A 23,707-nucleotide genomic window follows, 5' to 3' on the forward strand; every position below is an offset into this window, starting at 1 on the left:
GGTTATAAAAAGCGGGAGCAATATTCTGACACAGATCATTTTAACATATCGGATAGAGTAATGCTTATAATATATATTTTAATCATTCGTTATGCGCCTCAATTAGATATATAACAACAGTTCTTCCTTCTCCCTACTAGCCAAGGAAAGAACAATCAAAGCTAAAAGATTTTTTGATGGCTTCTTAATTATGGTTTTGATTTTCATTTGATATACAAACCGAAGCTGTGCATATCGACTGGAAAAATGTTGCGCATATCGACAAATATTGATTGAGCTCGATAAATTCCTCTCTCAATAATGATTCATGATAAACATTTTCGCTCTTTTCCAAAAAGATTTTTCTCTACCTCGTAGCTTATTTTTCAACTACCGTGCCCCGTAGGATGTTTTCTTAGCGATTATTTCTTTATCGATTTCATATCTGACCCATTTATATTTCAAATCATGTCAAATAGAGCGATTTTTTTTGCTGACCTCAGCTTTATTTGATCACATTTTTTTATTTTTACAACTTTTCTGCTTTTCCATAATTATTTTATGAATGAACTCTTGATTTTATTTTTATATTTTTCACAAAGAATTTTTCTTTTATAAAGACCTTAGATATCACTGTAATTCAATTTATAACATGTCTTTTATCATTGCTTGATTTATTTTTTACTCTTTTTCTTTTCTCAAATTTATTTTCTCAAATTTTCAAATCTGTTTTCTTTTGAACAAGAGAAAGATATAGCTTCCATGTTTTACTTCTGAAGGCATGAGCATTTACTCAAGCAAGCTTAAAAAACTATAAAAAAAACTATTGTTGTGTACAAATTGACTTTGCAAAGAGAATATAAAATTTAAAAATAATATAAAAGAATCGCATTAACCACTTGAAAAGGATTCAGAATGACAGATCAATCATGTGACGTAGCGATTTTAATGGGCAGCCAATCGGATTGGGCAACGATGCGCCATAGCGCGGATATTTTAACCTATCTTGATATTTCTCATACTTCTCAAATTATTTCAGCACACCGTACCCCTGAGCGCCTTTACCAATTTGGAAGAAGTGCAAAATCATCAGGATTTAAGGTACTGATTGCTGGCGCTGGTGGGGCGGCACACCTTCCAGGCATGTTAGCATCTCTCACCTCTCTTCCTGTTTTTGGTGTTCCCGTGCAGTCGCATTCTTTATCTGGTCAAGATTCTCTTTATTCTATTGTCCAAATGCCAGCCGGGATTCCCGTTGGTACATTAGCAATTGGCAAATCAGGTGCCATTAATGCAGCACTTTTAGCAGCGTCAGTATTAGCACTTTATGATGATAATTTAGCACGGCGTTTAGAAAATTGGCGTCAGCATCAAACAGCTGGTGTACCCCCAACCCCTACAGACGAGATTTAATATGACAGAACCCTCCAACAATTTTCTTCCCTCTGAAACCCTTCCTTCCCCTAAGCTTCTTCCTTCATCGCACATGTTAGCTCCAGGGAGTATGATTGGTTTAATAGGAGGAGGACAATTGGCACGAATGTTGGCAATAGCAGCTGCAGAGCTTGGATTTCGCACAGCTGTTTTTTGTCCTGAAGAAGATTGTCCAGCCAAACAAACATCCAATCACCATATTGTTTCTTCTTACGACGATTATGACGCTCTAGACCGTTTTATTTCTATGTGCGATGTCGTTACTTACGAATTTGAAAATCTTTCGCTTGAGATGATTGAATATATAGAGAAGGTTAAACAGGTTTATCCCTCTTCCAATATATTAAAGATAACGCAAGACCGGTTATTTGAAAAAGAATTTTTGAACGATCACGGTATCCGTACAACATCATGGCATCGTGTTGACAATAAATCTTCTCTTATTTCTAGCCTTTCTGCCCTAGGCGGTCGTGGTCTTTTAAAGACGCGCCGTTTTGGCTATGATGGCAAAAACCAAATCATGCTGGATCATCCAAGTGAACAAGCGATCGATGAAGCATTTACGAAATTTGAAGAACAGCCTTCAATTTTGGAAGAAATAGTCCCTTTTTTATTAGAAATTTCCACTTTGTGCGCACGTAGCGCTGACGGAAAGCATATTTTCTACGATTGTCCAGAAAATCAGCACCAGAACGGTATCCTTCATAAAGCATTTGTGCCATCACGTGTTCCGCTTAATGTTCAACAAACTGCTCAAGAATTAAGTAAAAAAATCCTGGATACGCTCAATTATGTTGGGGTTCTTTGTATTGAGTTTTTTGTGCTAACGGATGGTCATCTTTTAGTTAATGAATTGGCGCCGCGCGTCCATAACTCTGGTCATTGGACACAAAAAGCATGCATAACTTCCCAATTTGAACAACACATCCGTGCCATTTGTGGCCTTCCGTTAGGAAGCACTTACCGCCATAGCAATTGCGAAATGATCAATCTTCTTGGTAGCAATATGAGCGAGTTTAAATATTTTTTAACACAAAAGAACACATCCGTCCATTTATACGGTAAAAGTTCTGTGCAACCTACTCGCAAAATGGGACATGTTATTAAATTAACCGGTTTGTCTAGCGACCCTGAACAGTAAAATATATCTAAGCACGATTATTTCAATATACGACAAAATATCTGTGAGAAGAACAATTTCCGGAATATTCTTTCCCAATATCTACCCCTATCTTCTTACAGATTCTTTATTGATGGCAGATTTTTTGTTCATGGTCCCCAGGATTTTTTTCCTCATTCTTGAATTTCAACTTTTTTCAGCCGATTGATAGTTTCAACTTTTTCAGCCGATTTATTTATTCCCTCGTCTTTTTCATTCCCCCTTGACCATGACATTTATCTAAAAAAAATCAAAGTCTTAAATGCTTTATTTTTCTAATTTTCTTACTTGCGCTTACCCTTATTTACGCCTACACTTATTTACGCTTAACCTTATTTACGCTTAACCTTATTTACGCTTAACCTTATTTACGCTTAACCTTATTTACGCTCACCCTTATTTGCGCTTACCCTTATTTACGCTTACCCTCATTTGCACTTAACCTCATTTGCACTTACCTTCATTTACGCTTAACCTTATTTGTGCTTAACCTTATTTGTGCTTACGTAAAAAACATAAAGTCACGCAAACTGTGCAACGTAATTTATATGATAAAAAACTTTTTTTTCAACATGCGCATTTTTATTTTTAAACTCTGTTTTATTAACAATCATTTGAATTTTTAATAGCTTTTTACCTCACTTCCACCTCCATGTTCTATCTTCGATCTTTCCGTGAAATGTCTCTTGACAAAAATAAGACTTTTTGTTAGGAATTCAGGGTATTTCATTTTCTACTTTCACTTGTTTTGTTGTATTGATGATTAGTTTTTCTTAAAGATTGCTTTTTGTTATCCAATTGAATAAGTAATTTGCATGAATGGTATTGTGCATCAAGGCTGTCGTATTGTTGCATAACTACGGTTATTGAATGGATTATTTTTTACGGTGAGTATGATGAAAATTAAAAATTCGCTTAAAGCATTAAAGGAACGCCACCGTAACAACCGTTTGGTGCGTCGCAAAGGTCGTGTTTATATTTTGAATAAAAGCAACCCGCGTTTTAGAGCACGTCAAGGTTAATAGTTTTTTAGACATAACTTAATCTTTATTCTTATGTTTTTTTCGCGGAAATTTGTTTTCATATATGAGAGCTTGTTTTCAGGGAAGATTCTTTATTTGTAATTCTTTTTTTTTGAGGACTTGTCTTTATGAGACTTTTAGTCTTTTTAAAAGTTTTGCAATTTCGGATTTTTTTTGTTGTACAAGCCATTTTTTTTGTTGGTATTATTTTTCCGTTACATGGGGAAACTAGAGAAGATATACCTCTATCACCCTTTCAAGATATTCCCCTATTACCCTTTGAAGATCCGTCTCCTACACTTCTTTTACCCTTTGATGATCTGGCACCGGGCTCTCGCTCTTCCTCCCCCAAAAATTCTCATTTAGAAGCAACCATTTTTGAAGATAAAGATACCAAGGTTTCCCCTCTTCAGAGAAATGCTGCAAATAAACAAGCAGAGATTACACGTTTACTCAAAGAGCTCAAATTTTGTGCAGATGTCAATAAAGCAAAAACTATCAGCCATCAAATCCAGTATTTATGGTCAGAGTCGGGGAGTGATACGATTGATCTATTAATGTCTTGGACTGAAACAGCAATCAATTCTAATAATTATATGCTTGCGCTTGATTATATTGACAATATTGTTTCTCTCTTCCCCAATTATGCTGAAGCTTGGGTTAGACGAGCGTGGGTTCATATTCAATTAAGTGATTTTAAACTTGCGATGCTTGACCTTAACCATGCGATAGAACTTGAACCCCGTAATTACATAGCATTTTTCGAGCTTGGCATCATTATGGAAGCAACGGATCGCCCCCATCTAGCGATCAAAGCCTATGAAAAGGCTCTTTATTACTATCCACAAATGCAAAAGCTGCAAAAGCGTGTTGAGTTTTTATTAGAGAAAAAGTCATCGCAAACACTTTGAAGGACAAAGGGTCATCACAACTCTTTTTCCTTTTTCTGATTTTCTTTTTCTCTCCCCTTTTTTTCTAAAGAAAAGATTATGATCATTTTATGTCTAGTCAAATATTTCAAACTTGCTTATATTAATGGCATGGTGTTCTGCACTTCTCGACAAGAAATAACGCATTCCTGAGACCTTATTGATCTCTAAGGGAGCTGTCCCTGGAAAAGCTCGTGGGCTTTTTCATATGGCGCCCACCTATTAAGTTAGGATCTTGGGATCAACCTTTTCTATCGGCTGCTGTGGATCACCACTTACTTTATTGAATAAGGTCTGATTATTTTTTTATCGATGAATATACTGATTTTGTTTTTTGATAAATTCTCGTTATAATTTCAGCTAATCTTCTTTAGCCTTTTTTATTTTTATTGAGCCAACAATGTCAGACCATCTTTCTCCTGCGTCCTCTTTTTCCTGTCTTCGCTCGCATTTACGCCAAGTTGGTTTATCCCGGCGTGATGCCCTTTCATTGCAAGATCGCACTTTTTTTTCACGTCGTGCTTGTTCTCACGTTATAAATTATCTTGAACAAAGGATAGAAGATTTTTCTGACCTCATTTTTTCAGGGTATTTACCCATCAAATCTGAAATAGATCCTAGTCCTTTATTAGACTATCTAGCAGTCCATGGTAGTCATTTAGCATTACCGGCAGTTTTAGATTCAACCAAGATGGTTTTTCGTCAATTTTCGGTTGAGACAATATTAGAGAGCATGCGCTTTGGCACAGTTGGGCCCAATTCAGATAATGCAGTCATTATCCCCAATTTTATTCTTGTTCCCCTCTCCGCCTTTGATCATCGTGGTCATCGCCTTGGCTATGGAGGAGGATACTATGATCGTGCGATTGCATCTCTCAAGCAGGCAGGCCATTCTATTGATTTATTTGGTTTTGGCTTTTCCTGTCAAGAAGTCGAACCTATTCCTCGTTATGAACATGATCTTGTTTTGCAAGGAATTTTTACAGAAAAGGGTTTCTTAAAGTGCTGAAGTGTGGTTAAAGCGCTTATGCGATTTTTATTTTTAGGTGATATTGTTGGAACGACAGGTTGTGAAGCTGTTTTTCAGACTCTTCCAAAACTGATTGAAAAATGGAACCTTGATTTTGTTGTTGTGAATGGTGAAAATGCGTTTAACGGTTTTGGCATTACGCAAGGAATATATCATGATCTTTTATTATCAGGAGCAGATGTTGTAACAACCGGTAATCATGCCTTTCAATGCAAAGAAGCCTATCAATGTGCGTATGATAGCGAACGCTTTTTACGACCCTCCAATTTTTTCAAAGGAATAGGCAGGGGTTCTGGTGTTTTTACCGCCAAGAATGGAGCTCGTGTTCTTGTCGCGAATCTTTTAGGCACGGTTTTTATGCCGTGCAAGGCGGATGATCCATTTTCAGAAGCAGAAAAGATTTTATCGGCCTGCAGTTTAGGGGAGCAAGCAGATGCTATTATTTTTGACTTCCACGCAGAAGCGACCAGTGAAAAGCAATGTTTTGGACATTTTCTCGATGGACGTGTTAGCGTTATCGTAGGAACTCATACCCATATCCCTACGGCTGATGCACAAATTCTAGAATGTGGCAGTGCTTATTTATCTGATGCTGGCATGTGCGGTGACTATAATTCCTCTCTTGGAATGGATAAGGAAGAACCTCTATACCGCTTTCTTTATAAAAAGAAACGTGACCGCTATGAACCAGCATGTGGCCCAGCCACAGTTTGTGGTTTAGCGGTTGAGCTTTCTGATCGCACGGGTTTAGCAGAAAAAGTCTCAGCAGTGCGTATTGGCCCCCATTTAAAGCCAGAGCTCCCAGATTTCTGGTAATTTTTTACCTTTTTGTTTGAGTCTTTCCAGAGTTTTTATGATTAGAAAGACTCCCCTCCAGATTGCGTTTCAAACAATTTTTATAGATTTTTTTCCGCGATTTTGAATTGAATGATTTTCACAGATTTCTGTTTCCCCTTTAAGAAGAGCTTATACTGCGATCCGTTTAATTGTTGCTCCACATTGAGCCAATTTTTCTTCCAACTGTTCAAACCCTCGATCAAGATGATAAACACGATTGATAACAGTTTCTCCTTTAGCGGCCAACGCAGCAATCACAAGAGAGACAGAAGCACGTAAATCGGTTGCCATGACTTGTGCTCCTTGTAAACTCTGAGTTCCAGAAACAATTGCTGTTTGTCCATCGAGCTTTATCTGAGCGCCCAAACGGATGAGTTCCTGAACGTGCATGAATCGGTTTTCAAAAATGGTTTCGGAAATACGGGTATTTCCCTGAGCGCATGTCATCAAAGCCATAAATTGCGCTTGAAGATCAGTTGGAAATTCAGGATAAGGCCCAGTTTTTATATCAACGGATATTATTTTTGTTTTTCTCTTGTTGCGTTTAACGTGAATTCCTTGAGGTTTTATTTCAATTTCAAGACCTGTTTTTTTAAGAATCTCGATTACTGTAGTGAGATGTTTGTGATTTGCATTTTTGAGCAACACATCTCCTCCGGCCATCGCTACAGCCATTGCATATGTTCCTGCTTCGATCCTATCAGCAATGACAGGTATTCTAGCCCCTTTTAGTTTTTTTACCCCCTCTATTGTTATTTTTGACGTTCCCTCTCCAGTTATTTTAGCTCCCATTGCATTGAGAGCTTGAACAAGATTAACCACCTCAGGTTCACAAGCGGCATTTTCCAATATAGTTATTCCCTCTGCAGTCGTTGCAGCCATTAGCATAACATGTGTTCCGCCGACAGTGACTTTAGGAAAGCAATAATGAGCCCCTTTTAAACCTTTTGGTGCTTTTGCATGAACGTATCCATTTTTGACAGCAACGCATGCACCTAATTGTTTGAGCCCATCCATGATAAAATCGACAGGTCTCGTTCCAATAGCGCACCCTCCAGGGAGTGAAACATAAGCCTCTTTGCATCGTGCAAGCAAAGGTCCAATGACCCAAAAACTTGCACGCATTTTTTTAACGAGTTCGTATGGTGCACATGTCGTTGCAATTTTTTTTGCAGTAAAATGGATTGTTCTTGACCCGAGACACTTATTGTGAGCTTTTTGTCCTTCCACGGCATAGCCAACACCATGATTATTAAGAATACGGATTAAAAGTTCGACATCAGCTAGATGAGGAATATTATCTAAAATAAATGTCTCCTCTGTAAGCAAAGATGCAATCATAAGGGGTAATGCAGCGTTTTTTGCTCCTGAGATAGGAATGGTTCCTTTGAGTTGTTTTCCACCAATGATTTGAATAGAATCCATAATCTTTATATTTTCTCCCTTTGGGCTTCCCCTTCCAAAGATTTTGTTACAACCCTTGAGAAGTATTTTTTCAGCGAATCATTGAGAAATTTTATTGCATATATTGTATAAAGATTTGTTTTATATTTTTTTGTATAAAGATTTGTTTTTATACTTCTTGTTTGAGTCTTTTTCGGCTTTGCTCTTTTCGACGCTTTAGATTTTCACGCAATTGTTTAGCCAGCCTCTCCTGCCTCCGTTTTTCTTTTTCCTCTTGACGATTCATTTTTTCTTCTTTTTTACTTTGAGTAATTTGTGTCATCACGCAACCTTCAAGCAGTATTGAGCTTCTTTAAGCAATCATTGCTATTACGTAAGGAATTCATGACACAATAAGGTGTTTCTTGCAAGAATGCTCAAATGCTCTCTTGCCTATTTTATAACAATATGGCACAAGGCAGCTCAAGGAAGAATGAGAAATGCTGCGGTAGCTCAGTGGCAGAGCACTCCCTTGGTAAGGGAGAGGTCGAGAGTTCAATCCTCTCTCGCAGCACCATTATAATTTTTTTTCAGACCTGTTATAAAGCCCTTATGCTTTATCCATATAGGTTTATCTCGCATCATTCATAAATTTTCTTTTTGATTCTCGATTCATGATTGGAGCATTTTGGATCATCCTATTTTTATCATCCTATTTTAAGACCTTTTTCTGCCGGTACAGCTTAAACGTGGACGAATGATAGTTCTGTCCTCAACAGATGTTTCTATTATTTTGCATAGCTGTCTGTCAGAATTTTTAATATGATGCACCATATTTTCTAAAGCTTCATTGAAGTGGTTAATTTCACTTTCGAGCTTACGAATGTATGCTTCATCCCGATAGGCTCGTTTAATCAAAGGCGGCATATCAGGCCAATAAAGCATCAAATCCACCCATTCGCGTTGAGCAATCCATAATCCTCCCTGACATTGGGCTTTATGCTCTTCTGGAAAACCTGTTTGATAATAATGAGGGATCAACACTTCAGGTTTTTTTGTTTTAATTTCCAACAAACCATTTTCTCCAATGACAGCATCAGGAGAAAATCCTTTCATGCGATCATCGGCTAAAATAAACCCAATGACTTCAGGTTTTGAATGTGTAAGTGTTGCATAAAGCTGGCGCGCATTTGGCTCTAATTCTATGCCACGTCGCATAGAAAGAGTTGTTCCTTCTTCAACGTTTTTTTTTGTAATTCTTTCCCCCGCGAGTTTCATCATAATGGAATGATATTTTTGAGTTTTTTGCCCCTGTTTTTTTCGTCCCATAACCATTTCAAACAGAGAAGCAGTGATTAATCCATTGCGCGCCTTTATCCATTCATCTGTTCCCTGAATACAATTAATAGTAATTGGCATAGTATTCCCCTATTTTGATCTGAGGTTTCAATCATGAAATGCTTTTCCCCTGAAATGCTGTGCACTTTTTTTCTTTTCACTTTTTTTGATATTTTTTCAGTTTATCAAAATCGTCTTTTTCATAATTTCAAAGCATTTTCATTTTTTCTTTTTACGATGATCGTTTTCGTATCGCGGCAGAGTTAATAACACTCGTTTTTTTCTTATTTTTTTGATGTTTTTTTAATCTTCGCGAAATTGAAATTATTTTCCCTGAGAAAAATTTTGTTTTGATTTTGAGCTTTGAATAGTTTTTCTTGATTTTTCACAAGCGCCTTAATTTTGGTTTGTTAAAACTTTTTTCATGAAGAACAAAGCGCTTTTCTCAAAGCATTTTTTGCGTATTTGAACTTATATTCACTTTCTAAAAATAGAGAATGACTCTGAACATTGCTCTTCATTGCACAACAGAAAAATCATCTCGCAAATAGTCTTTCTCTAACCTTTTTGCAACACATATAGCAGCTTGTTCTGATATAAAGAGGATTGCATTGTATTTTTGTGGTTCCAATTTAATGATATTTTTGTTTCTCCCAGCATAATAGAGCGGAACTCCATAAGAAAGAGTTTTGAGATAACTGGGCATGGCTTTTATTCCCAATAATCAGTTAATACATCACACGGACGCAAACGATGTTGCTTTTCGTAAGACCCATAAAGATTGTCTTCATACGCGCATATATTTTTTTCATCTAAGCAAACATGATAAGCATCACTATTGAGAATAAATGGCTGAAGCTGCACATTTTCTTCATCAATCTCATAGACTTTAATATATTCCTCAGCGATTTGTTCAGTGACATCATCGGCATGAAGTGTTGTTAAGTCGAGTCGTAAAATTCTTTGAATAGTTTCATATTCTTCAATAATTTCAATGACTTCTTCAATTTGATCGATCGGTCCCACATACGCATGATTATTCTCATCTTCACATAAAATCATGATAATTTCATCACATTTCACAAATGGAATATTTTTCATGATATCTCCCCCCTTATGTAGTTAATAAAGCATAGCTTTATCTTGACATGAATAAATATAACATTAGTCTTATATCCTCTATGGCAGATATGTCAATTATTTTATCCTTAATAAAAGATATATTTTTAACCTTTATGACATTCAAATGGCATGCAAGAATGAAAAACTTAGCCTTACTTTATTCACTTTAATGTCTTTGTATTGTTCTCTATTTGTTCTAGAAAACTAATCGCAAATTCAACAGGGGAGTTAAAATGAGTGATTTAGAATTGATACAATATTGGTCTACTCTTGATCAAAAGAGACAAAAAAAGACTATTCTGATGCTTCGTCGATTGATCGCCTCAAAAGAATCAAAATCGCCCGCCTCTCCTCAGAAGAAAGTTTTGAGATAAGGCGTACAAACTCTTGATCTTCAAGAGTTACGCTATCTCCATATAAAATATAATTCATACTCACATTCATTTCATGACAAATACGAGCCAATGATTCAATTGTTGGCTCCTTTCCTTCAGAAAGAATGGAATGGAGATACCCCGCCCCTTTTCCTGCGGCAAGAGAAATCGACCTTTTGGACCTGCTACTTTTTTCAAATGCTTTCTTTAATCTTTGACGCCAACCACTGATATTCATAATCTCACCATATAGCGCATCTTCAAAAAAAGACACGTCCTTTTTTAAAAATAGACTTGCATTATCCTCTAAAAAAGATAAAATTAAGAAAATAAACTGCTTCCTTCCAAAGAATAAAGTTTATTCTCGGATCACAGAAGCGATTTGCTACCTCAAAAGGATGTAAAAAGGCACCTATGAAAACCTCTATACGTCTAAAACATTGTATCATTAGTTTCTTTTCTATCTATGCAATACCTGTAAGGTTACACATACCAAAACCTACTAATCACCTATGATACTTTATAAAAACACCTTAGTATCCGTCATCCAACAGAACACATTGCAATAAAACTGAAACACTCCACAGAAGCATAAAAACTTTAACTCAATGTTAATGAATGCACAAAATCATCATTTTCGGCTTTACAATAAATGGTAATGTATAAATAAAGAAGAAAGCGGATTGAAGCATGAAACACACCAATCAACAAGAAACTCCTGACTATGAATCATCTACGCTTCCTTATGTTTGTTGGTATCAGAATGATTTCTTAGGAGGCGTGCGCGGAATGCGCGCGCATGAAATTGGAATTTATACCATTTTACTCAATGAAATGTATGCGCGCGGTCGCCCTTTAGAGTTATCGGTAGAACGACTGGCACGTCTTTGTGGCTGTGATAAGCGAACTTTTTCAAATGTTTTAAAAATGCTTATCGATGAAGGAAAGGTTTTACGTTTAGCCAATGGCTTATGGAATAAGCGCTGCGAAAATGTATTTTATGAGAGGGAAAAATTGCTTGAGCAAAAATCATTTGCAGGCCGTCGCTCAGCAAAAAAACGTAAAGAAATCAATGAAAAAGTTCAACATCTGCTCAACGAGAGTATAAGAAATGATGAACGTAACTCAGAAGCTCAAAAGCAAGAAGAAAAGGAAACACCTTACGGTGTTTACGAAAAAAAAATTTCTGAATTAAAAGAAGAAAAAATTCATGAAGAAAAATCTTTGAAGATTTCTCCTCCTCTCCCGCCGAACGACCAAAATGCAAACGAAATCTGTTCGGACACCTTTGTGCAAGCAGAAAGCCTCACGAGCAAGGGATCAAAAGCGAAAGAACGTACAACTGTAATGAAAGGAGAACGTCTTCCTGATGATTGGCAAGCAGACATCCACGCAGCAATTTTAGAGGGGTTAAGCGAAAATCAAGCACGTTGGCAAGAAAAGAAGTTTCGCGATTATTGGCGAGCAAAAAGCGGGAAAGAAGCACTCAAAGCCGATTGGCAAGCGACATGGCGCAATTGGGTCCGCCGTGAAATTGAGCGATTAAAAGATCATCAGGAAAGACAGGTATTTTTTCCCTCTCATTCCTCATTATCCCAAAACTGTAACAACGATGATTCTCTTTACCGTAATCTTATCAATTATTGCAAGACTTAACCTAATATGAGTACAATTTTTGAAATTAAAGAAAAGCTTTCATCTCAAGCCAAAGAAGTTGCTGAAATGCTCCTTCCACAGGGCTTCAAACGTGGCAATAATTGGATTGTCGGGAACGTAAAAGGAGATGCCGGTCAAAGTTTATCAGTGTGCTTGAGCGGTGATAAAGCAGGCCTTTGGCATGATTTTGCAGAAGGGATCGGTGGTGACCTTTTAGACCTTTGGTGCTGTGTGAAAGGAATCAGCCTTTCTCAATCCTTAGATGAAACACGTTCTTACCTTAATCTTTCGCGTCCCAAACCATTTATGGCTCCTCATCGCTCCTATCGTCGTCCATCGCTTCCCACAGGGGGGACACCACAAAACTTATTAAAATCTTACCTTTATAAGGAGCGCCACATTCCTCTTGAGATTTTAAAGCGTTACCGTATAGGAGAACATGGTCAAAAGATTATTTTTCCTTTTTACAAACCGGACGGCACCCTTGCTTTAGTCAAAGAACGGTTAGCACAAGCGGGCGCAAAATCAAAACCAACAACCTCACAATGTGAGCCGATTTTATTTGGTTGGCAAGCTCTTTTCCCAGAGAAAAACAGGATAAAAGAACAAAGGATGGCTCAACAGGATCAGGAATTAAAAGAACAAAGGATTGCTCAAGAGGATCAGGAATTAAAAAAACAAAGGATTGTTCAAGAGGATCAGGCTTTTCCCACAACTGACCATATTTCTTCCCTGACAAAGCGTTCAATTGTCATCACTGAAGGAGAAATTGATGCCCTTTCTTTAGCTGCCTACGGGTATCGAGCAGTTTCAGTGCCGTTTGGGGGAGGCATTGGTGGTAAACAAAATTGGATTGAAAATGAGTTTGATCATTTAGAATCTTTTGAGAAAATTTTTTTAGCAACTGACATGGACAAGCCAGGTGAAGAAGCCGCACACGAAATTGCGAATCGGCTTGGCCGCCACCGCTGCTATCGTGTCCGCTTACCCCGTAAAGATGCGAACGAATGCTTAACAGCTGGCATTAGTGCTAAAACGATAGCATCAGCCTTTACGTCAGCACAAAGTTTTGCACCAGAAGGGTTAAGACGTGCCTCAGAATATAAAGATCAAGTGATAGAACTGTTTTGGCCAACAGATAAAGAATCTATTGGTTACACGGTTCCCTATCCTAAACTACAGGATAAACTTTATTTTCGTCCGGCAGAATTAACACTGTGGAGCGGCTCTAGTGGTGCAGGAAAGAGCCAGCTATTATCGGACTGCATTCCCCATTGGATTTCGCAAAATAGCCGTCTTTGTTTAGCGTCACTAGAAATGAAAGGAGAGCAATCCCTACGCCGCTTAACGAAACAAACGGGAGGCTTCAATCAACCGACCAAAGAGATGATTGAAAAAATCCTACATTTTTTAGATGATGGCCTTATTCTCTATGAACATGTTGGAAAGTCAAACATCGATACCTTGCTCGATGTGTTTGACTATTGCCGTGCACGTTATGGCTGCGATCAGTTTATCATTGACAGTCTCATGCGATTAGGCATAGCCTCCGATGACTATTCTGGACAAGAGCAAGCGATTTATAAAATGGTTGAATGGGCCATCTTAAACGCTGTCCACATTCACCTTGTCGCCCATACCCGCAAAAGTAGTTTAGATAAGGATATCCCAGGAACGGAAGATATTAAAGGCGCTTCAGAAATTGGTGCTAATGCCTTTAACATCATCACCATCTGGCGTAATAGGCCATTAGAAGACAAAATTTGTGCAGTATCTCTCACAAAAGAAAAAGAAGATTTAGCAAAACGCCCTGGGGTCATTATGAATATTGCAAAACAACGTTCAGGTGACTTTGAAGGGAAAGTCGGGCTTTGGTTTAATCAACAAAACTACCGTTACCGTTGTTCCTATGAATATTCCCCACATTCACGTTGTTACCTTCAACCTATAGACAAAAGAACCAGAGAAGAAGCATCAACCACGTCTTATGCACTGACATAAAAATAGCTTCTGCAAGAACAGCTTCCGCACAAGTTTTTTTGCTTTAGATATCCCGCTGTTTTTCCTTAAAAGGCAAAACCAATCAAAGACTAAAAAGCGAGGTAAAAACGACCTTTTTACCCCTTATAAAACTGATTTTTCTAAGAGGCAACACACCAATACCCATTTTCTTAAAACTATCATTTTGAAAGAGATAATATGAAATATAAAGACAAAAAAGAAAATCAAAATAAAAAAAATAGAATCACATCCACAACTTCTGTCTCTCAGCCCCAAAGAAGGGAACACCGAACCGGACACTTAAAAACACAAGAAGTTCCCATTCAAACGAACAATCCTTATTTTCAACCAGCCCATCAAGAAAGTCAGAGTAACCCGCGTACTATCACTGCAATTGTTAATGCTCAAAGCCGTCCTATTGCACTTTTATATGCAAAAGGCCATATCAGCGAAGCACAATATAAAGCAGCAGAATGTTTTTATATTTATTGGCGTCAAAGCCAAGCTGACCTTCACATGAGCCCTGATTACACACGTCAAAAAGTTGACGCCCGCCCAAGCTATATACACCCCATTGAACGTCAAATAGAGGCAGCCAATCATTTAAAAGAAATTAAAATTCCTCTTGGTGTTCTTGGTTATCATCTCGTTGAGCAAGTTATTGGTTATGGTCATACAATAAAAGATTTAAGCCCTTCGAAACGCAAACAAAACTCTCTAGCTGATCATTTGAGAGATTGTTTAGATTTGCTCGCATCTCACTGGGGATATGCAAACCGTAAATTATTTTAAGCAATGTTTTATTCTAGCTTTATCATAGGAACCAATGAGAGTATCATTCCGGGTAAAAAAAGTTATAAACTAACAAAAAATGGAACAACATAAAATATTCTAAACCATTATTAATAAATAACATCTCGCCCCATAATTGGCTATGCAATCAATAGTAGGAAATACTTATAAATAACAACAAACCTAAAGTATAGTAACATTTTAAGTCAGTTGTTTAAGTGTTATTTTATGAAAATCATCAAAGACCAGAATCACTGAAATCATCCTCCTAGGGCATTTTCAAATAGCTTAATCTTGTAAAGAATGTATAATTTAAAAAACTCTTCCTTCTTTATTTTTTATAATATCTATCCCCTCACTAAACGGAATCACTCAACGATATTACTAAACAGCATCGCCAAACGACATCGTTAAACGACATCACTAAGCGACATCGTTAAACGGAATCACTCAACGATATCACTAAACAATATCGCCAAACGGCGTCATTAAACGACATCACTAAGCGACATCGTTAAACGGAATCACTCAACGATATCACTAAACAATATCGCCAAACGGCGTCATTAAACGACATCACTAAACGGTATCGTTCTCATTATTTTTGCAATCTACAAAAAACTTTACTTTTCTCACACCAGTCTTATTTTGAAACCAGTAAAGCTCTTTTAAAAATATTTTTACGATCAGCATTTAGCTTGATTATAACTCTCAAAAATCGATCAATAAAATATATTTTGATACTAATTTTATTCAATAAAAATTCTTATAAAACAATAAAAAGGATTAACATTATTTCTTTCTATATATCATTTATAGAATAACATTATTCAATAAACGTATTTTATGTATAAACGCATCGCTTACCAAATTAATTCCAACGATATATAATCAAAAAAAAAGAACAAACAATATTCGTCGACAAATTATCCAATTTCTTAACGCGAAAACTGTCTTTGTTCCCATATCACATTGTATAAATCCTATAATATTTACTTTTTTTAAATAACCCAAAACAAATAGTCTATTAGATAAGTAATATATAAAAAACCTATATAACTTCTTATGTATTTCAATTTTTTTATAGCTTTTACCTAATTATAATAAACACTATTTCATACACTATCAGTATTGAATACATAAAAAATCTTATGACACGCTACATATCAAATATTTAAATTATATACCTTAGTATGCGTTGATATATAGATTATAAAAACTCTGTTTTTCTTATAAAAAGTAAGAAGTTTTTATCATTTTATTTAGACCTATAATATATAGTTCCGAATCTTTTTGATTACTGTTGCATTTTTACTATAGTTATTTTAACTGATTTTATATACAATCCATTTTGATATTTATTAATGATAATAAATACAGGAGAAAAAAATATGAAGATTAGATATTTTTTTATAGCAGGTGCAGTTGGTATTAGTTTATCTTTGGCACTTCAAACCTCAAACTATGCAATTGGTCAAGAACATACGCCATCTATTACACATTCTACTTCTCATAAAAGTAATTTTGTTAATCAAGGTAAGAACCTTACTATAAAAAACAAAAATTTACACTTAATTGAAAAAGAAAGTAGTAACTTTAATAAAGAAAATATTCATTTTGTTAGTTCATCATCAGAACAAGAATATAGTTTAGGCGATTTAATTACAAAGGGGAAAAATCTAATATATGCAATATTTGATTTTTTTCGTTGCCTTATCGTAAATGTATACACAATATTGTAAATAAAGCTTAATCATTGTTGTAAATAAAGCTTAATTATTAAAAAACATTTAAAAGGCTCCCAATAGTGCTGAGCCTTTTAATCAAATACTCTTGACTATACTACCTATTCAAATAATTTTTACTGTATTATTTATTTTAAAGGTTTTAAAATGAATTTTCCATTTAATAAAATAAATGTATTTTCTTTGACATCTATTCTATTTAAATTTTATCTTTATTCAGCAATTGCATTTTTATTATCTTTATTAAGAGTATAACTTTTCATAATAAATAATTCTTACTAAAAGGTTAAAAAATGGTCTTTTCCTTCAATAAAAAATCTATCTATCACGATACTTTTATTTTATTGTCTTTTTATTTATCGCTTATATTTTCTTTATATATATTAAATGCCTTTTTAAAATAATGATTGGAGTTTTTTCAAAGATTAGGAAGTAATTTTTTTAGAAATAATATACAAAACAATTTTTAAGTTGATGTCTTGTCTTTATTGTTCACCTGATTAATTTCTCCATTTTCTATTTAAAATACTTCCTTATTACTTATTTTTCTTATATTAAACATTTTGATATATTTACATTAAAAAATTTTTGTTTTGTAGAATTAAGGCTGTCTTATATTTTAATAAAAACAAAATTTGATACTGTAAAAAGAATATTTCAAAAAGCTATTTTGAATAAGAAAATAAAAGCCCAATCAGTATATTCCGCCGCATTTACAGCGGCTCTTCCCTTTTCAAGGAGCAGCTTCATACTGTTAAATGTTGGTGGATTTTATTTTGTAGAATTAGGTGGTGCGGGTGGTCGGACTCGAACCGACACTCCTTTCGGAACCAGATTTTGAGTCTGGCGCGTCTACCAGTTCCACCACACCCGCACACTTGTTATAAAGAACGGACTTGTTCATTACCCTTTTGCACTATATGAAGAAGTATAGATTCGTCAACACCAGACTTCTTTTTTTTACTTTAGCATTATTATTTTCTTCATCATTTATAAACAAAGATTTTAATATTTTGCCTATTCTATTTAAAAGTTCATGAAAATACCTGCACTATTGAATAACTTAAAGCTCTGGATAATTTCGTTAGCAAACAGACGCACGGCACCACATTGGCTTGGTTTTATCGCTTTTATTGAAAGCTCTGTTTTTCCATTTCCTGCAGATATTCTATATATTCCTATGCTTCTTGTCCGTCCTAACCGAGCTTACCGATACGCTTTTATTGCGACGATATGTTCTATATTAGGAGGAATTGTTGGCTGGGGTATAGGGCATTTTGCCTACGACACTATCGCTAAACCTATCTTAGAATTTTATGGGAAATATCAAGCCTTCGAGGCATTAAAAAATGATACGACACTCAACTTTCTAGTCTTTTTATTAGCTTTTTCAGGTTTTCTTCATTTTCCTCCAATAAAAATTACCACGATTTTATCAGGCGTAATGGGTATTCACTTAGGACTTTTTATTATAACGTGTATTTTAGCAAGAGGGGCTCGTTTTTATCTGCTTGCTTGGCTGGTTGAACGCTTTGGGCATAAAATTCTACATTTTATTTCTTATCATTTCAAATGGATTGTCCTCATTGGTTTTATCGCGCTTTTATTAATTTATGGAATTCTTACAGCTTTCTTAAACTGGCATTATTTACTATGAGAAGGAGCATGCTTAATGAATTATACTACATCTATTCAGCATTTGTTATATAAACACCTTCACCTGAAAGCAAATAGTAAAGAGCAAGGTTTATGGGCTTTTTTTCTTATTTTTTGCCTCTCCACTACCATAGGTTTAGCCCTTTTTTTTGAGCATATTGGAGGCTATCTTCCCTGTCACTTATGTTTAATTGAGCGTTTTCCTTATTATAGCTCGATACCATTTTTGATTTTAGCCATTTTAGGGGCATGGTTTTTCCGCATCTCTTTTGGTGTACAGCTTTTATTTTTTTGTGTTTTTATATTAATGGCAACCAGCCTCGTCTTAGGAGCCTATCATGCAGGCATCGAATATGGATTTTGGCCTGCCCCTTCGAGCTGCACTTCAAACACAGTAATGCTGATAACCGATATCAACCAGCTCTTAAATAGATTAAGCCATATCCACCCTTCATCTTGTTCCAACGCACCATATCGCTTTCTCTGGCTTTCCTTTGCTGGTTGGAATATGGTTTCCAGTTTCTTTTACATGCTTATCAGCTTTTACATTGCGTCAAAAGGTATCCTTGCGAACCACAAAAATGATAACAGCACACCACAATAAAGCTCTCTGCTATCACAATTCTTCTTAAATGCATATCACGGCCCATGGATACGCGTATGAAATGGGTCGTAAGCTAAAATTTTATATGATGATGCCGCCCTTAAAACGACCTATTTTTTTCTTTTTAAAAAGAAATGGTCTGACAAAAAGATATGATAAAACTTCCCTTCACCATCTTTTTATCATGTAGTGTGCCTATATATTCTAAAAGGGTGGATATTTTGATTATGCGATAAAATAGTTTCTTTTTATCATTAGGATCACAAGCTTCTCCGCATCTATTCTAAAAGCTAACATTTTAAAGCAAAGAGCTTACTCATCTTACAGCTGTTTAAAGGATCTTATAGCTGTTTATAAGAATTAACAACCTTTATATCATTAATTACAAATCGATATAAAGCGCATTATAAATCGTCTATCCTCTCATCAAAATATGATAATCGAAACAGGCCTAAGACATTATGAACACCCTCCTCTACGGAACAATTTTCTTGTCCACTTTGCAAGGTTCATTTCACGCTAAACAATAAATTGTCTGTATTCTTTTATTCCTCCCTGTCTCTCTTTTTTCTCTTCACAAAAGTATTAAAAACATCTTCTCGTTTTATTTTTACTCCTTTTTTAAAAGTCAAGTTCCCTCAATTGACTGGACAAGAAGCATCTCATACCCTATTGATTTATATTAATAATATCATTCATCTACATTTTGTAATACACATTTTTCAAGCATTTCAGAAGCGCCTATAGTAATTTTCTATTTTCTTTGAAAAATTCACCTATGATCCTTTCCTTAAGATTGTTTTTTTGATTTTCCTCCTCTTTTTTAAACTTTATAATTTACACCTCTAAATTGATTATAATATTCTTTTTTTCTTGTCTGCCTCACCCTCTTTCCTTTTCTTCTTCTTATTTTTACATTTTTTAAAATTCCAAATTGACTTTTTGAGATTGACTTTCTCTTTTTTCTTTCTATAATTTAGAATTATTCTAAGTTTTGAGAGAGAAACAAATGTTAAAATCCTTATTTTCATTTGTACAACGCCGAGCTATCTCCTTTGGTTCAATCCAAAGGGTTATGATTCGTGCGCTTAAATCAAAAGAGCGACGAGCAGCTCTGTATTTCAGATATGCTCAAGCTCTAAAACCTTATTCTATCAAACAAGCAGAAATTTTTACCGCCCTGGGTGCACAAGAACTTCAAAATTACCATCAACTTTCTCGCTTTTCTCGCGGTGGCTGTGCCAAAACTATCAATTCCATTTATGACCGCCACCCTTCTCACTTGAGAAGAAGACTCTTCCCCACAAACTCCAAAACAGCCAAAGCGACCAATAAAGATATAAAAAATATATCGCAAACGGATAAGCAAACAATTTTAACCTGGATTCAGCCTGGTCTTGCAGGCTTAATGGATGGCTCAGTTTCTACGCTTGCACCGATTTTTGCGGCAGCCTTTGCAACAGGAGACACATATAAAACCTTTTTAATAGGTCTCTCAGCCTCTGTTGGAGCAGGTCTTTCTATGGGCTTCACAGAAGCGATACATGATGATGGCAAATTATCTGGGCGTGGTTCTCCGATCAAAAGAGGTATTGCCTGCGGCATTATGACAACTCTAGGAGGGCTTGGGCACACTCTTCCTTATTTGATTAGCTCTTTTTACGTTGCAACGACTCTTGCATTTATCACAGTATTCCTTGAATTAGGAGCGATTGTTTGGATTCAGAATAAATTTATGTCGACCCCCTTTTGGCGTGCATCGTTACAAGTCATTATTGGTGGTGCCTTGGTTTTTGCCACAGGTATTTTTATTGGGAGTATATGAAACAAGAAACGAAGACCCTCTCCAGCAATATCCTCTGGAAATAGATTTATCTTCATCGCTTTTTGGGTGCCATTCTTATTTATCGTACTTTTATTTTCCACGGATATTTTTACTAGCAAAATATAAAAAATAGACACTCCAGAAAACAATACTTTAGCCTATATTATTTTTAAATTTTATCAAGATATTGTTTTTCAATAAGATTTCTACTAACGTTACGTTTGTTTTTATTTTAGGAGATATTTTTCATGTGCTCTGCCCAAACCAACAGCCAACTCAACAGCCAAGAAGATTCCTCTTCTATCTCTTCAAAACAAACAACCTTATTCATTGAACGTCTTGAGCACGGCAAAGGTTTAGAGCTCCCTAGTTATGCCACAGCAGGTTCTTCTTGTCTTGATTTACGAGCAGCATTGAACAAAGAAGAAACGATAATCCTTTCTCCAGGTCAGCGCACTCTTATTCCGACAGGTTTTGTCTTTCACCTTCTTCCTGGTTATGAGGCACAGATACGGCCCCGCTCAGGTTTAGCCTTTAAATATGGCATCACCTGCTTAAACACACCAGGAACAATTGATAGCGATTACCGTGGTGAAGTTAAAGTTCTTCTCATCAATTTGGGGCAAGAAGACTTCTTGATAGAACGTGGAATGCGCATTGCACAAACGATAATCGTGCCTGTTATACAAGTTAATATTTGCACAATTGAACCTGAGGAAAATCACAACGATCACCCCTCAAATAACATCAAGGGTCGTGGTACAGGCGGCTTTGGTTCAACAGGAATAAATTAAGTGGTTCTGTTCAACAAGAATAGTGGTCGCCGTTATATAAGTTAACATTTGCACAATTGAACCTGAGGAGAATCACAACGACCCCCATCAAATAACATCAAAGGTCGTTGTACAGGCGGTTTTTATTCAACAGGAATCAATGAAACAGAGACAAGTTAAAAATTGTTTTCATGACAAACCATAGAAAACAGCCTATCTTCTATTTCTGTTTTTCGTTCTAAAATATCGCACCTTTTTCTATATTATTCGCCCCCGCCGATGCATGACTTAAGCTCTATTCCTCTATCTCGTTTTCTGCATTTTCTTCATTTGTAGTATGTCTTGCAATATTCTCTATTCGCTCTCCGGTTGCACTTTTTAGAGTAACTTTGGAAGATTTTAGCAATCCCGTGAGTCCAACTTTAGTATATCCAGCACTTCGCACTTTATTGAGCAAATCCACCACAGCTCCATAATCTATTTCGCTATCGGCTTTAATCAAAATCTTTATATCTAAATTTTTACTTGTCTCTTTAAGCAATGATTTTTCAAGCTCATCTATGCTCACCAGATTATCCCCCACATAAAGGGAGCTGTCTTTTTGCAAAGTTATATAAACAGGTTCATCAGGCTGCACCACTGCAGCAGACTGGCTTATAGAAGGGAGTTGCACAGGAATAACGGCTGTTGCTAAAGGCGCGGCCACCATAAAAACAATAAGTAAGACCAACACAACATCAATGAAAGGCGTCACATTGATCTCATTGTGCAAACCATCATCATCTGTACTCCACTCATTATTAAAATTTGCTTTCATTTTTTATAACTCTTCTGCTGCCTGTGTCTATCAAGTTCACGGCTCAAAAGTCTTTCTATGGCAGCAGCGATATCACCCAAATCATTGCGATACGTACTAAGAGCGCGCATAAGACCATTATACATAACAACGGCAGGGATAGCCACAAAAAGTCCAATAGCTGTTGCCAACAAAGCCTCAGCGATTCCAGGTGCAACAACATCAAGCCTTGTTGTCTGAGATTCGGCAATTCCAATAAAAGAATTCATAATCCCCCAAACAGTCGCAAAGAGACCAACAAAAGGGGCAATAGCACCAATGGTTGCCAAAATAGCAACCCCACAGGCAATACGCCGAGTAGCAGATAATAAGCAACGAGACAAAAGCGAATGTACACGCTCTTTCACACCTTCATCAAGATTATGTACACCTTTTTCATATTGATCGATCTTTTCCTGAAGATTAGTCTCTGTATGGGAAAGAGCTGTTTCACCCAGCTTTTCACTTAAATCTTCACTTCCCACAAAATTGACTTTTTGTGTGGAAAGATAAACTTCTCTCAGCACCTCTTTTAGAAATCCAGCACCAGGTCCTTTACTTTCTTTCAGGCCAGCATCCAACCGTACAAGAGTGTGAGCATTCAAAACTAATTTGAGCTCAGAACGCGCTCTTCTTTTTGCCAAAGAAACTTCTACAATCTTGACAAAAGCAATCGTCCAAGACAACACCGAAGCTAACAATAAAGTAATAATAACAGCCTTCACGACCCAATCAGCTGCCATAAACATAGAAAAAGGGGAAAGATCGTGTGCAGAAAACGTCGTAGACACGTTATTTGAGGGTATTGTGTCAGATTCCATTTTTATACCATTCAATTGACATTCTAATTTGTTGCAGTCGTACGATACCCCTCCCTCGCAGCACCATCTCTGACAACATCGTTTCCTCTAATGTCACTCTGTGTCCAATTTAAGGAATGAAATTTTATAAATCAAATGGAGTTTTATTTTTGTTTCACTCCTTTTTAAAAACTCTTTGAGAAATAAATTTCTAAGAATTTTTTGATTTTTTCTACTGTAATCAATCAAGCCCTCACTCACTGATAACAATCAATTCACCACCACTTCATTCCCCTGACACATCCCGGCTTAAAACACCCTAATCTGACAATAAAATGGAGGTTATTAAAAATATTCTCCTGTTGAATAAAGAAACGGAACTAAGACAGCCATTCAACGTTACAAGACTGTAA

The 23,707-nt window shown here is 36.1% G+C and carries 22 protein-coding genes, 2 tRNA genes and 1 other RNA gene; 16 read left to right on the forward strand and 9 right to left on the reverse strand.

What is annotated here, in order from left to right; all coding sequences use genetic code 11:
• Positions 1-894: 894 nt before the first annotated feature.
• The 7 genes from purE to V5N68_RS03125 all read left to right on the forward strand — a co-directional run bounded on the left by purE (position 895) and on the right by V5N68_RS03125 (position 6,369).
• Entirely contained in the window at positions 895-1,392 is a 498-nt protein-coding gene (gene purE, locus V5N68_RS03095) for a 5-(carboxyamino)imidazole ribonucleotide mutase (protein WP_332065725.1), read from the forward strand.
• 1 nt (position 1,393) lies between these two features.
• Positions 1,394-2,554 (forward strand): 5-(carboxyamino)imidazole ribonucleotide synthase, encoded by a 1,161-nt coding sequence (locus V5N68_RS03100; RefSeq protein WP_332065726.1) that lies wholly within the window; start codon positions 1,394-1,396, stop codon positions 2,552-2,554.
• 914 nt (positions 2,555-3,468) lie between these two features.
• Positions 3,469-3,594: a type B 50S ribosomal protein L36 gene (ykgO, locus tag V5N68_RS03105; protein WP_332065818.1), complete on the forward strand. Its 126-nt coding sequence runs from the start codon at positions 3,469-3,471 to the stop codon at positions 3,592-3,594.
• A 128-nt stretch (positions 3,595-3,722) separates the two neighbouring features.
• The gene (locus V5N68_RS03110; RefSeq protein WP_332065727.1) at positions 3,723-4,505 is read left to right on the forward strand and encodes a tetratricopeptide repeat protein; all 783 of its coding nucleotides are present in this window, start codon (positions 3,723-3,725) and stop codon (positions 4,503-4,505) included.
• Positions 4,506-4,636: 131 nt separating this feature from the next.
• A non-coding RNA gene (gene ssrS / locus V5N68_RS03115) (6S RNA) lies at positions 4,637-4,797 on the forward strand.
• A gap of 126 nt (positions 4,798-4,923) precedes the next feature.
• On the forward strand, positions 4,924-5,532 hold the full coding sequence (locus V5N68_RS03120; RefSeq protein ID WP_332065728.1) for a 5-formyltetrahydrofolate cyclo-ligase: 609 nt from the start codon (positions 4,924-4,926) through the stop codon (positions 5,530-5,532).
• 18 nt (positions 5,533-5,550) lie between these two features.
• Complete coding sequence (locus tag V5N68_RS03125) at positions 5,551-6,369, forward strand: TIGR00282 family metallophosphoesterase (RefSeq protein WP_332065819.1); 819 nt, start codon at positions 5,551-5,553, stop codon at positions 6,367-6,369.
• Between the two features lie 150 nt (positions 6,370-6,519).
• Here V5N68_RS03125 and murA read toward each other — a convergent pair whose 3' ends face one another.
• A complete protein-coding gene (murA, locus tag V5N68_RS03130) occupies positions 6,520-7,815 on the reverse strand; it encodes a UDP-N-acetylglucosamine 1-carboxyvinyltransferase (RefSeq protein WP_332065729.1) in 1,296 nt (431 codons plus the stop codon).
• Between the two features lie 148 nt (positions 7,816-7,963).
• Positions 7,964-8,116: a hypothetical protein gene (locus V5N68_RS03135; protein WP_332065730.1), complete on the reverse strand. Its 153-nt coding sequence runs from the start codon at positions 8,114-8,116 to the stop codon at positions 7,964-7,966.
• A 159-nt stretch (positions 8,117-8,275) separates the two neighbouring features.
• On the opposite strand from V5N68_RS03135, the gene V5N68_RS03140 reads away from it, so the two are divergent.
• Positions 8,276-8,350 (forward strand) — tRNA-Thr (locus V5N68_RS03140).
• 140 nt (positions 8,351-8,490) lie between these two features.
• Here V5N68_RS03140 and V5N68_RS03145 read toward each other — a convergent pair.
• The 4 genes from V5N68_RS03145 to V5N68_RS03160 form a co-directional block, all read right to left on the reverse strand.
• Positions 8,491-9,192 carry a lambda exonuclease family protein gene (locus tag V5N68_RS03145; protein WP_332065731.1) on the reverse strand — a complete coding sequence of 234 codons (702 nt, stop codon included), beginning with the start codon at positions 9,190-9,192 and terminating at the stop codon, positions 8,491-8,493.
• A 436-nt stretch (positions 9,193-9,628) separates the two neighbouring features.
• On the reverse strand, positions 9,629-9,817 hold the full coding sequence (locus tag V5N68_RS03150) for a hypothetical protein (protein ID WP_332065732.1): 189 nt from the start codon (positions 9,815-9,817) through the stop codon (positions 9,629-9,631).
• A gap of 5 nt (positions 9,818-9,822) precedes the next feature.
• A complete protein-coding gene (locus V5N68_RS03155; RefSeq protein WP_332065733.1) occupies positions 9,823-10,212 on the reverse strand; it encodes a hypothetical protein in 390 nt (129 codons plus the stop codon).
• A 315-nt stretch (positions 10,213-10,527) separates the two neighbouring features.
• Positions 10,528-10,845, reverse strand: a complete 318-nt coding sequence (locus tag V5N68_RS03160; protein WP_332065820.1) for an XRE family transcriptional regulator — start codon at positions 10,843-10,845, stop codon at positions 10,528-10,530.
• A 452-nt stretch (positions 10,846-11,297) separates the two neighbouring features.
• On the opposite strand from V5N68_RS03160, the gene V5N68_RS03165 reads away from it, so the two are divergent.
• The 4 genes from V5N68_RS03165 (at position 11,298) to V5N68_RS03180 (ending at position 16,798) form a co-directional block, all read left to right on the forward strand.
• On the forward strand, positions 11,298-12,263 hold the full coding sequence (locus V5N68_RS03165) for a YdaU family protein (protein ID WP_332065734.1): 966 nt from the start codon (positions 11,298-11,300) through the stop codon (positions 12,261-12,263).
• Between the two features lie 6 nt (positions 12,264-12,269).
• The gene (locus V5N68_RS03170; RefSeq protein WP_332065735.1) at positions 12,270-14,264 is read left to right on the forward strand and encodes a bifunctional DNA primase/helicase; all 1,995 of its coding nucleotides are present in this window, start codon (positions 12,270-12,272) and stop codon (positions 14,262-14,264) included.
• A gap of 198 nt (positions 14,265-14,462) precedes the next feature.
• Positions 14,463-15,056: a hypothetical protein gene (locus V5N68_RS03175; protein WP_332065736.1), complete on the forward strand. Its 594-nt coding sequence runs from the start codon at positions 14,463-14,465 to the stop codon at positions 15,054-15,056.
• A gap of 1,391 nt (positions 15,057-16,447) precedes the next feature.
• The gene (locus tag V5N68_RS03180) at positions 16,448-16,798 is read left to right on the forward strand and encodes a hypothetical protein (RefSeq protein WP_332065737.1); all 351 of its coding nucleotides are present in this window, start codon (positions 16,448-16,450) and stop codon (positions 16,796-16,798) included.
• A 792-nt stretch (positions 16,799-17,590) separates the two neighbouring features.
• On the opposite strand, the gene V5N68_RS03185 is transcribed toward V5N68_RS03180, so the two are convergent.
• Positions 17,591-17,675 (reverse strand) — tRNA-Leu (locus V5N68_RS03185).
• 162 nt (positions 17,676-17,837) lie between these two features.
• Here V5N68_RS03185 and V5N68_RS03190 point away from each other — a divergent pair.
• The 4 genes from V5N68_RS03190 (at position 17,838) to dut (ending at position 21,680) form a co-directional block, all read left to right on the forward strand.
• Complete coding sequence (locus tag V5N68_RS03190) at positions 17,838-18,458, forward strand: YqaA family protein (protein WP_332065738.1); 621 nt, start codon at positions 17,838-17,840, stop codon at positions 18,456-18,458.
• A gap of 15 nt (positions 18,459-18,473) precedes the next feature.
• Positions 18,474-19,061, forward strand: a complete 588-nt coding sequence (locus V5N68_RS03195) for a disulfide bond formation protein B (RefSeq protein WP_332065739.1) — start codon at positions 18,474-18,476, stop codon at positions 19,059-19,061.
• Between the two features lie 1,009 nt (positions 19,062-20,070).
• Positions 20,071-20,886, forward strand: coding sequence for a VIT1/CCC1 transporter family protein (locus V5N68_RS03200; RefSeq protein ID WP_332065740.1), 816 nt, complete (start codon positions 20,071-20,073; stop codon positions 20,884-20,886).
• Positions 20,887-21,134: 248 nt separating this feature from the next.
• The gene (gene dut, locus V5N68_RS03205) at positions 21,135-21,680 is read left to right on the forward strand and encodes a dUTP diphosphatase (protein ID WP_332065741.1); all 546 of its coding nucleotides are present in this window, start codon (positions 21,135-21,137) and stop codon (positions 21,678-21,680) included.
• Positions 21,681-21,954: 274 nt separating this feature from the next.
• Here dut and V5N68_RS03210 read toward each other — a convergent pair whose 3' ends face one another.
• Together V5N68_RS03210 and V5N68_RS03215 are read right to left on the reverse strand one after the other, a co-directional pair.
• Positions 21,955-22,476, reverse strand: a complete 522-nt coding sequence (locus tag V5N68_RS03210) for a biopolymer transporter ExbD (protein ID WP_332065742.1) — start codon at positions 22,474-22,476, stop codon at positions 21,955-21,957.
• The gene (locus V5N68_RS03215; protein ID WP_332065743.1) at positions 22,473-23,315 is read right to left on the reverse strand and encodes a MotA/TolQ/ExbB proton channel family protein; all 843 of its coding nucleotides are present in this window, start codon (positions 23,313-23,315) and stop codon (positions 22,473-22,475) included. Before V5N68_RS03215 ends, V5N68_RS03210 begins: the two co-directional genes overlap by 4 nt.
• Positions 23,316-23,707: the final 392 nt, after the last annotated feature.

The organism is Bartonella eidoli, from assembly GCF_036576145.1.
In the GTDB taxonomy this organism is placed as follows: domain Bacteria; phylum Pseudomonadota; class Alphaproteobacteria; order Rhizobiales; family Rhizobiaceae; genus Bartonella.

What these genes read in the sequence shown, in the direction of transcription:
- purE (WP_332065725.1), top strand. Translation starts at nt 895, where the DNA reads ATGACAGATCAATCATGTGACGTAGCGATTTTAATGGGCAGCCAATCG.
- V5N68_RS03100 (WP_332065726.1), top strand. Translation starts at nt 1,394, where the DNA reads ATGACAGAACCCTCCAACAATTTTCTTCCCTCTGAAACCCTTCCTTCC.
- ykgO (WP_332065818.1), top strand. Translation starts at nt 3,469, where the DNA reads ATGAAAATTAAAAATTCGCTTAAAGCATTAAAGGAACGCCACCGTAAC.
- V5N68_RS03110 (WP_332065727.1), top strand. Translation starts at nt 3,723, where the DNA reads ATGAGACTTTTAGTCTTTTTAAAAGTTTTGCAATTTCGGATTTTTTTT.
- V5N68_RS03120 (WP_332065728.1), top strand. Translation starts at nt 4,924, where the DNA reads ATGTCAGACCATCTTTCTCCTGCGTCCTCTTTTTCCTGTCTTCGCTCG.
- V5N68_RS03125 (WP_332065819.1), top strand. Translation starts at nt 5,551, where the DNA reads ATGCGATTTTTATTTTTAGGTGATATTGTTGGAACGACAGGTTGTGAA.
- murA (WP_332065729.1), bottom strand. Translation starts at nt 7,815, where the DNA reads ATGGATTCTATTCAAATCATTGGTGGAAAACAACTCAAAGGAACCATT.
- V5N68_RS03135 (WP_332065730.1), bottom strand. Translation starts at nt 8,116, where the DNA reads ATGACACAAATTACTCAAAGTAAAAAAGAAGAAAAAATGAATCGTCAA.
- V5N68_RS03145 (WP_332065731.1), bottom strand. Translation starts at nt 9,192, where the DNA reads ATGCCAATTACTATTAATTGTATTCAGGGAACAGATGAATGGATAAAG.
- V5N68_RS03150 (WP_332065732.1), bottom strand. Translation starts at nt 9,817, where the DNA reads ATGCCCAGTTATCTCAAAACTCTTTCTTATGGAGTTCCGCTCTATTAT.
- V5N68_RS03155 (WP_332065733.1), bottom strand. Translation starts at nt 10,212, where the DNA reads ATGAAAAATATTCCATTTGTGAAATGTGATGAAATTATCATGATTTTA.
- V5N68_RS03160 (WP_332065820.1), bottom strand. Translation starts at nt 10,845, where the DNA reads ATGAATATCAGTGGTTGGCGTCAAAGATTAAAGAAAGCATTTGAAAAA.
- V5N68_RS03165 (WP_332065734.1), top strand. Translation starts at nt 11,298, where the DNA reads ATGAAACACACCAATCAACAAGAAACTCCTGACTATGAATCATCTACG.
- V5N68_RS03170 (WP_332065735.1), top strand. Translation starts at nt 12,270, where the DNA reads ATGAGTACAATTTTTGAAATTAAAGAAAAGCTTTCATCTCAAGCCAAA.
- V5N68_RS03175 (WP_332065736.1), top strand. Translation starts at nt 14,463, where the DNA reads ATGAAATATAAAGACAAAAAAGAAAATCAAAATAAAAAAAATAGAATC.
- V5N68_RS03180 (WP_332065737.1), top strand. Translation starts at nt 16,448, where the DNA reads ATGAAGATTAGATATTTTTTTATAGCAGGTGCAGTTGGTATTAGTTTA.
- V5N68_RS03190 (WP_332065738.1), top strand. Translation starts at nt 17,838, where the DNA reads ATGAAAATACCTGCACTATTGAATAACTTAAAGCTCTGGATAATTTCG.
- V5N68_RS03195 (WP_332065739.1), top strand. Translation starts at nt 18,474, where the DNA reads ATGAATTATACTACATCTATTCAGCATTTGTTATATAAACACCTTCAC.
- V5N68_RS03200 (WP_332065740.1), top strand. Translation starts at nt 20,071, where the DNA reads ATGTTAAAATCCTTATTTTCATTTGTACAACGCCGAGCTATCTCCTTT.
- dut (WP_332065741.1), top strand. Translation starts at nt 21,135, where the DNA reads ATGTGCTCTGCCCAAACCAACAGCCAACTCAACAGCCAAGAAGATTCC.
- V5N68_RS03210 (WP_332065742.1), bottom strand. Translation starts at nt 22,476, where the DNA reads ATGAAAGCAAATTTTAATAATGAGTGGAGTACAGATGATGATGGTTTG.
- V5N68_RS03215 (WP_332065743.1), bottom strand. Translation starts at nt 23,315, where the DNA reads ATGGAATCTGACACAATACCCTCAAATAACGTGTCTACGACGTTTTCT.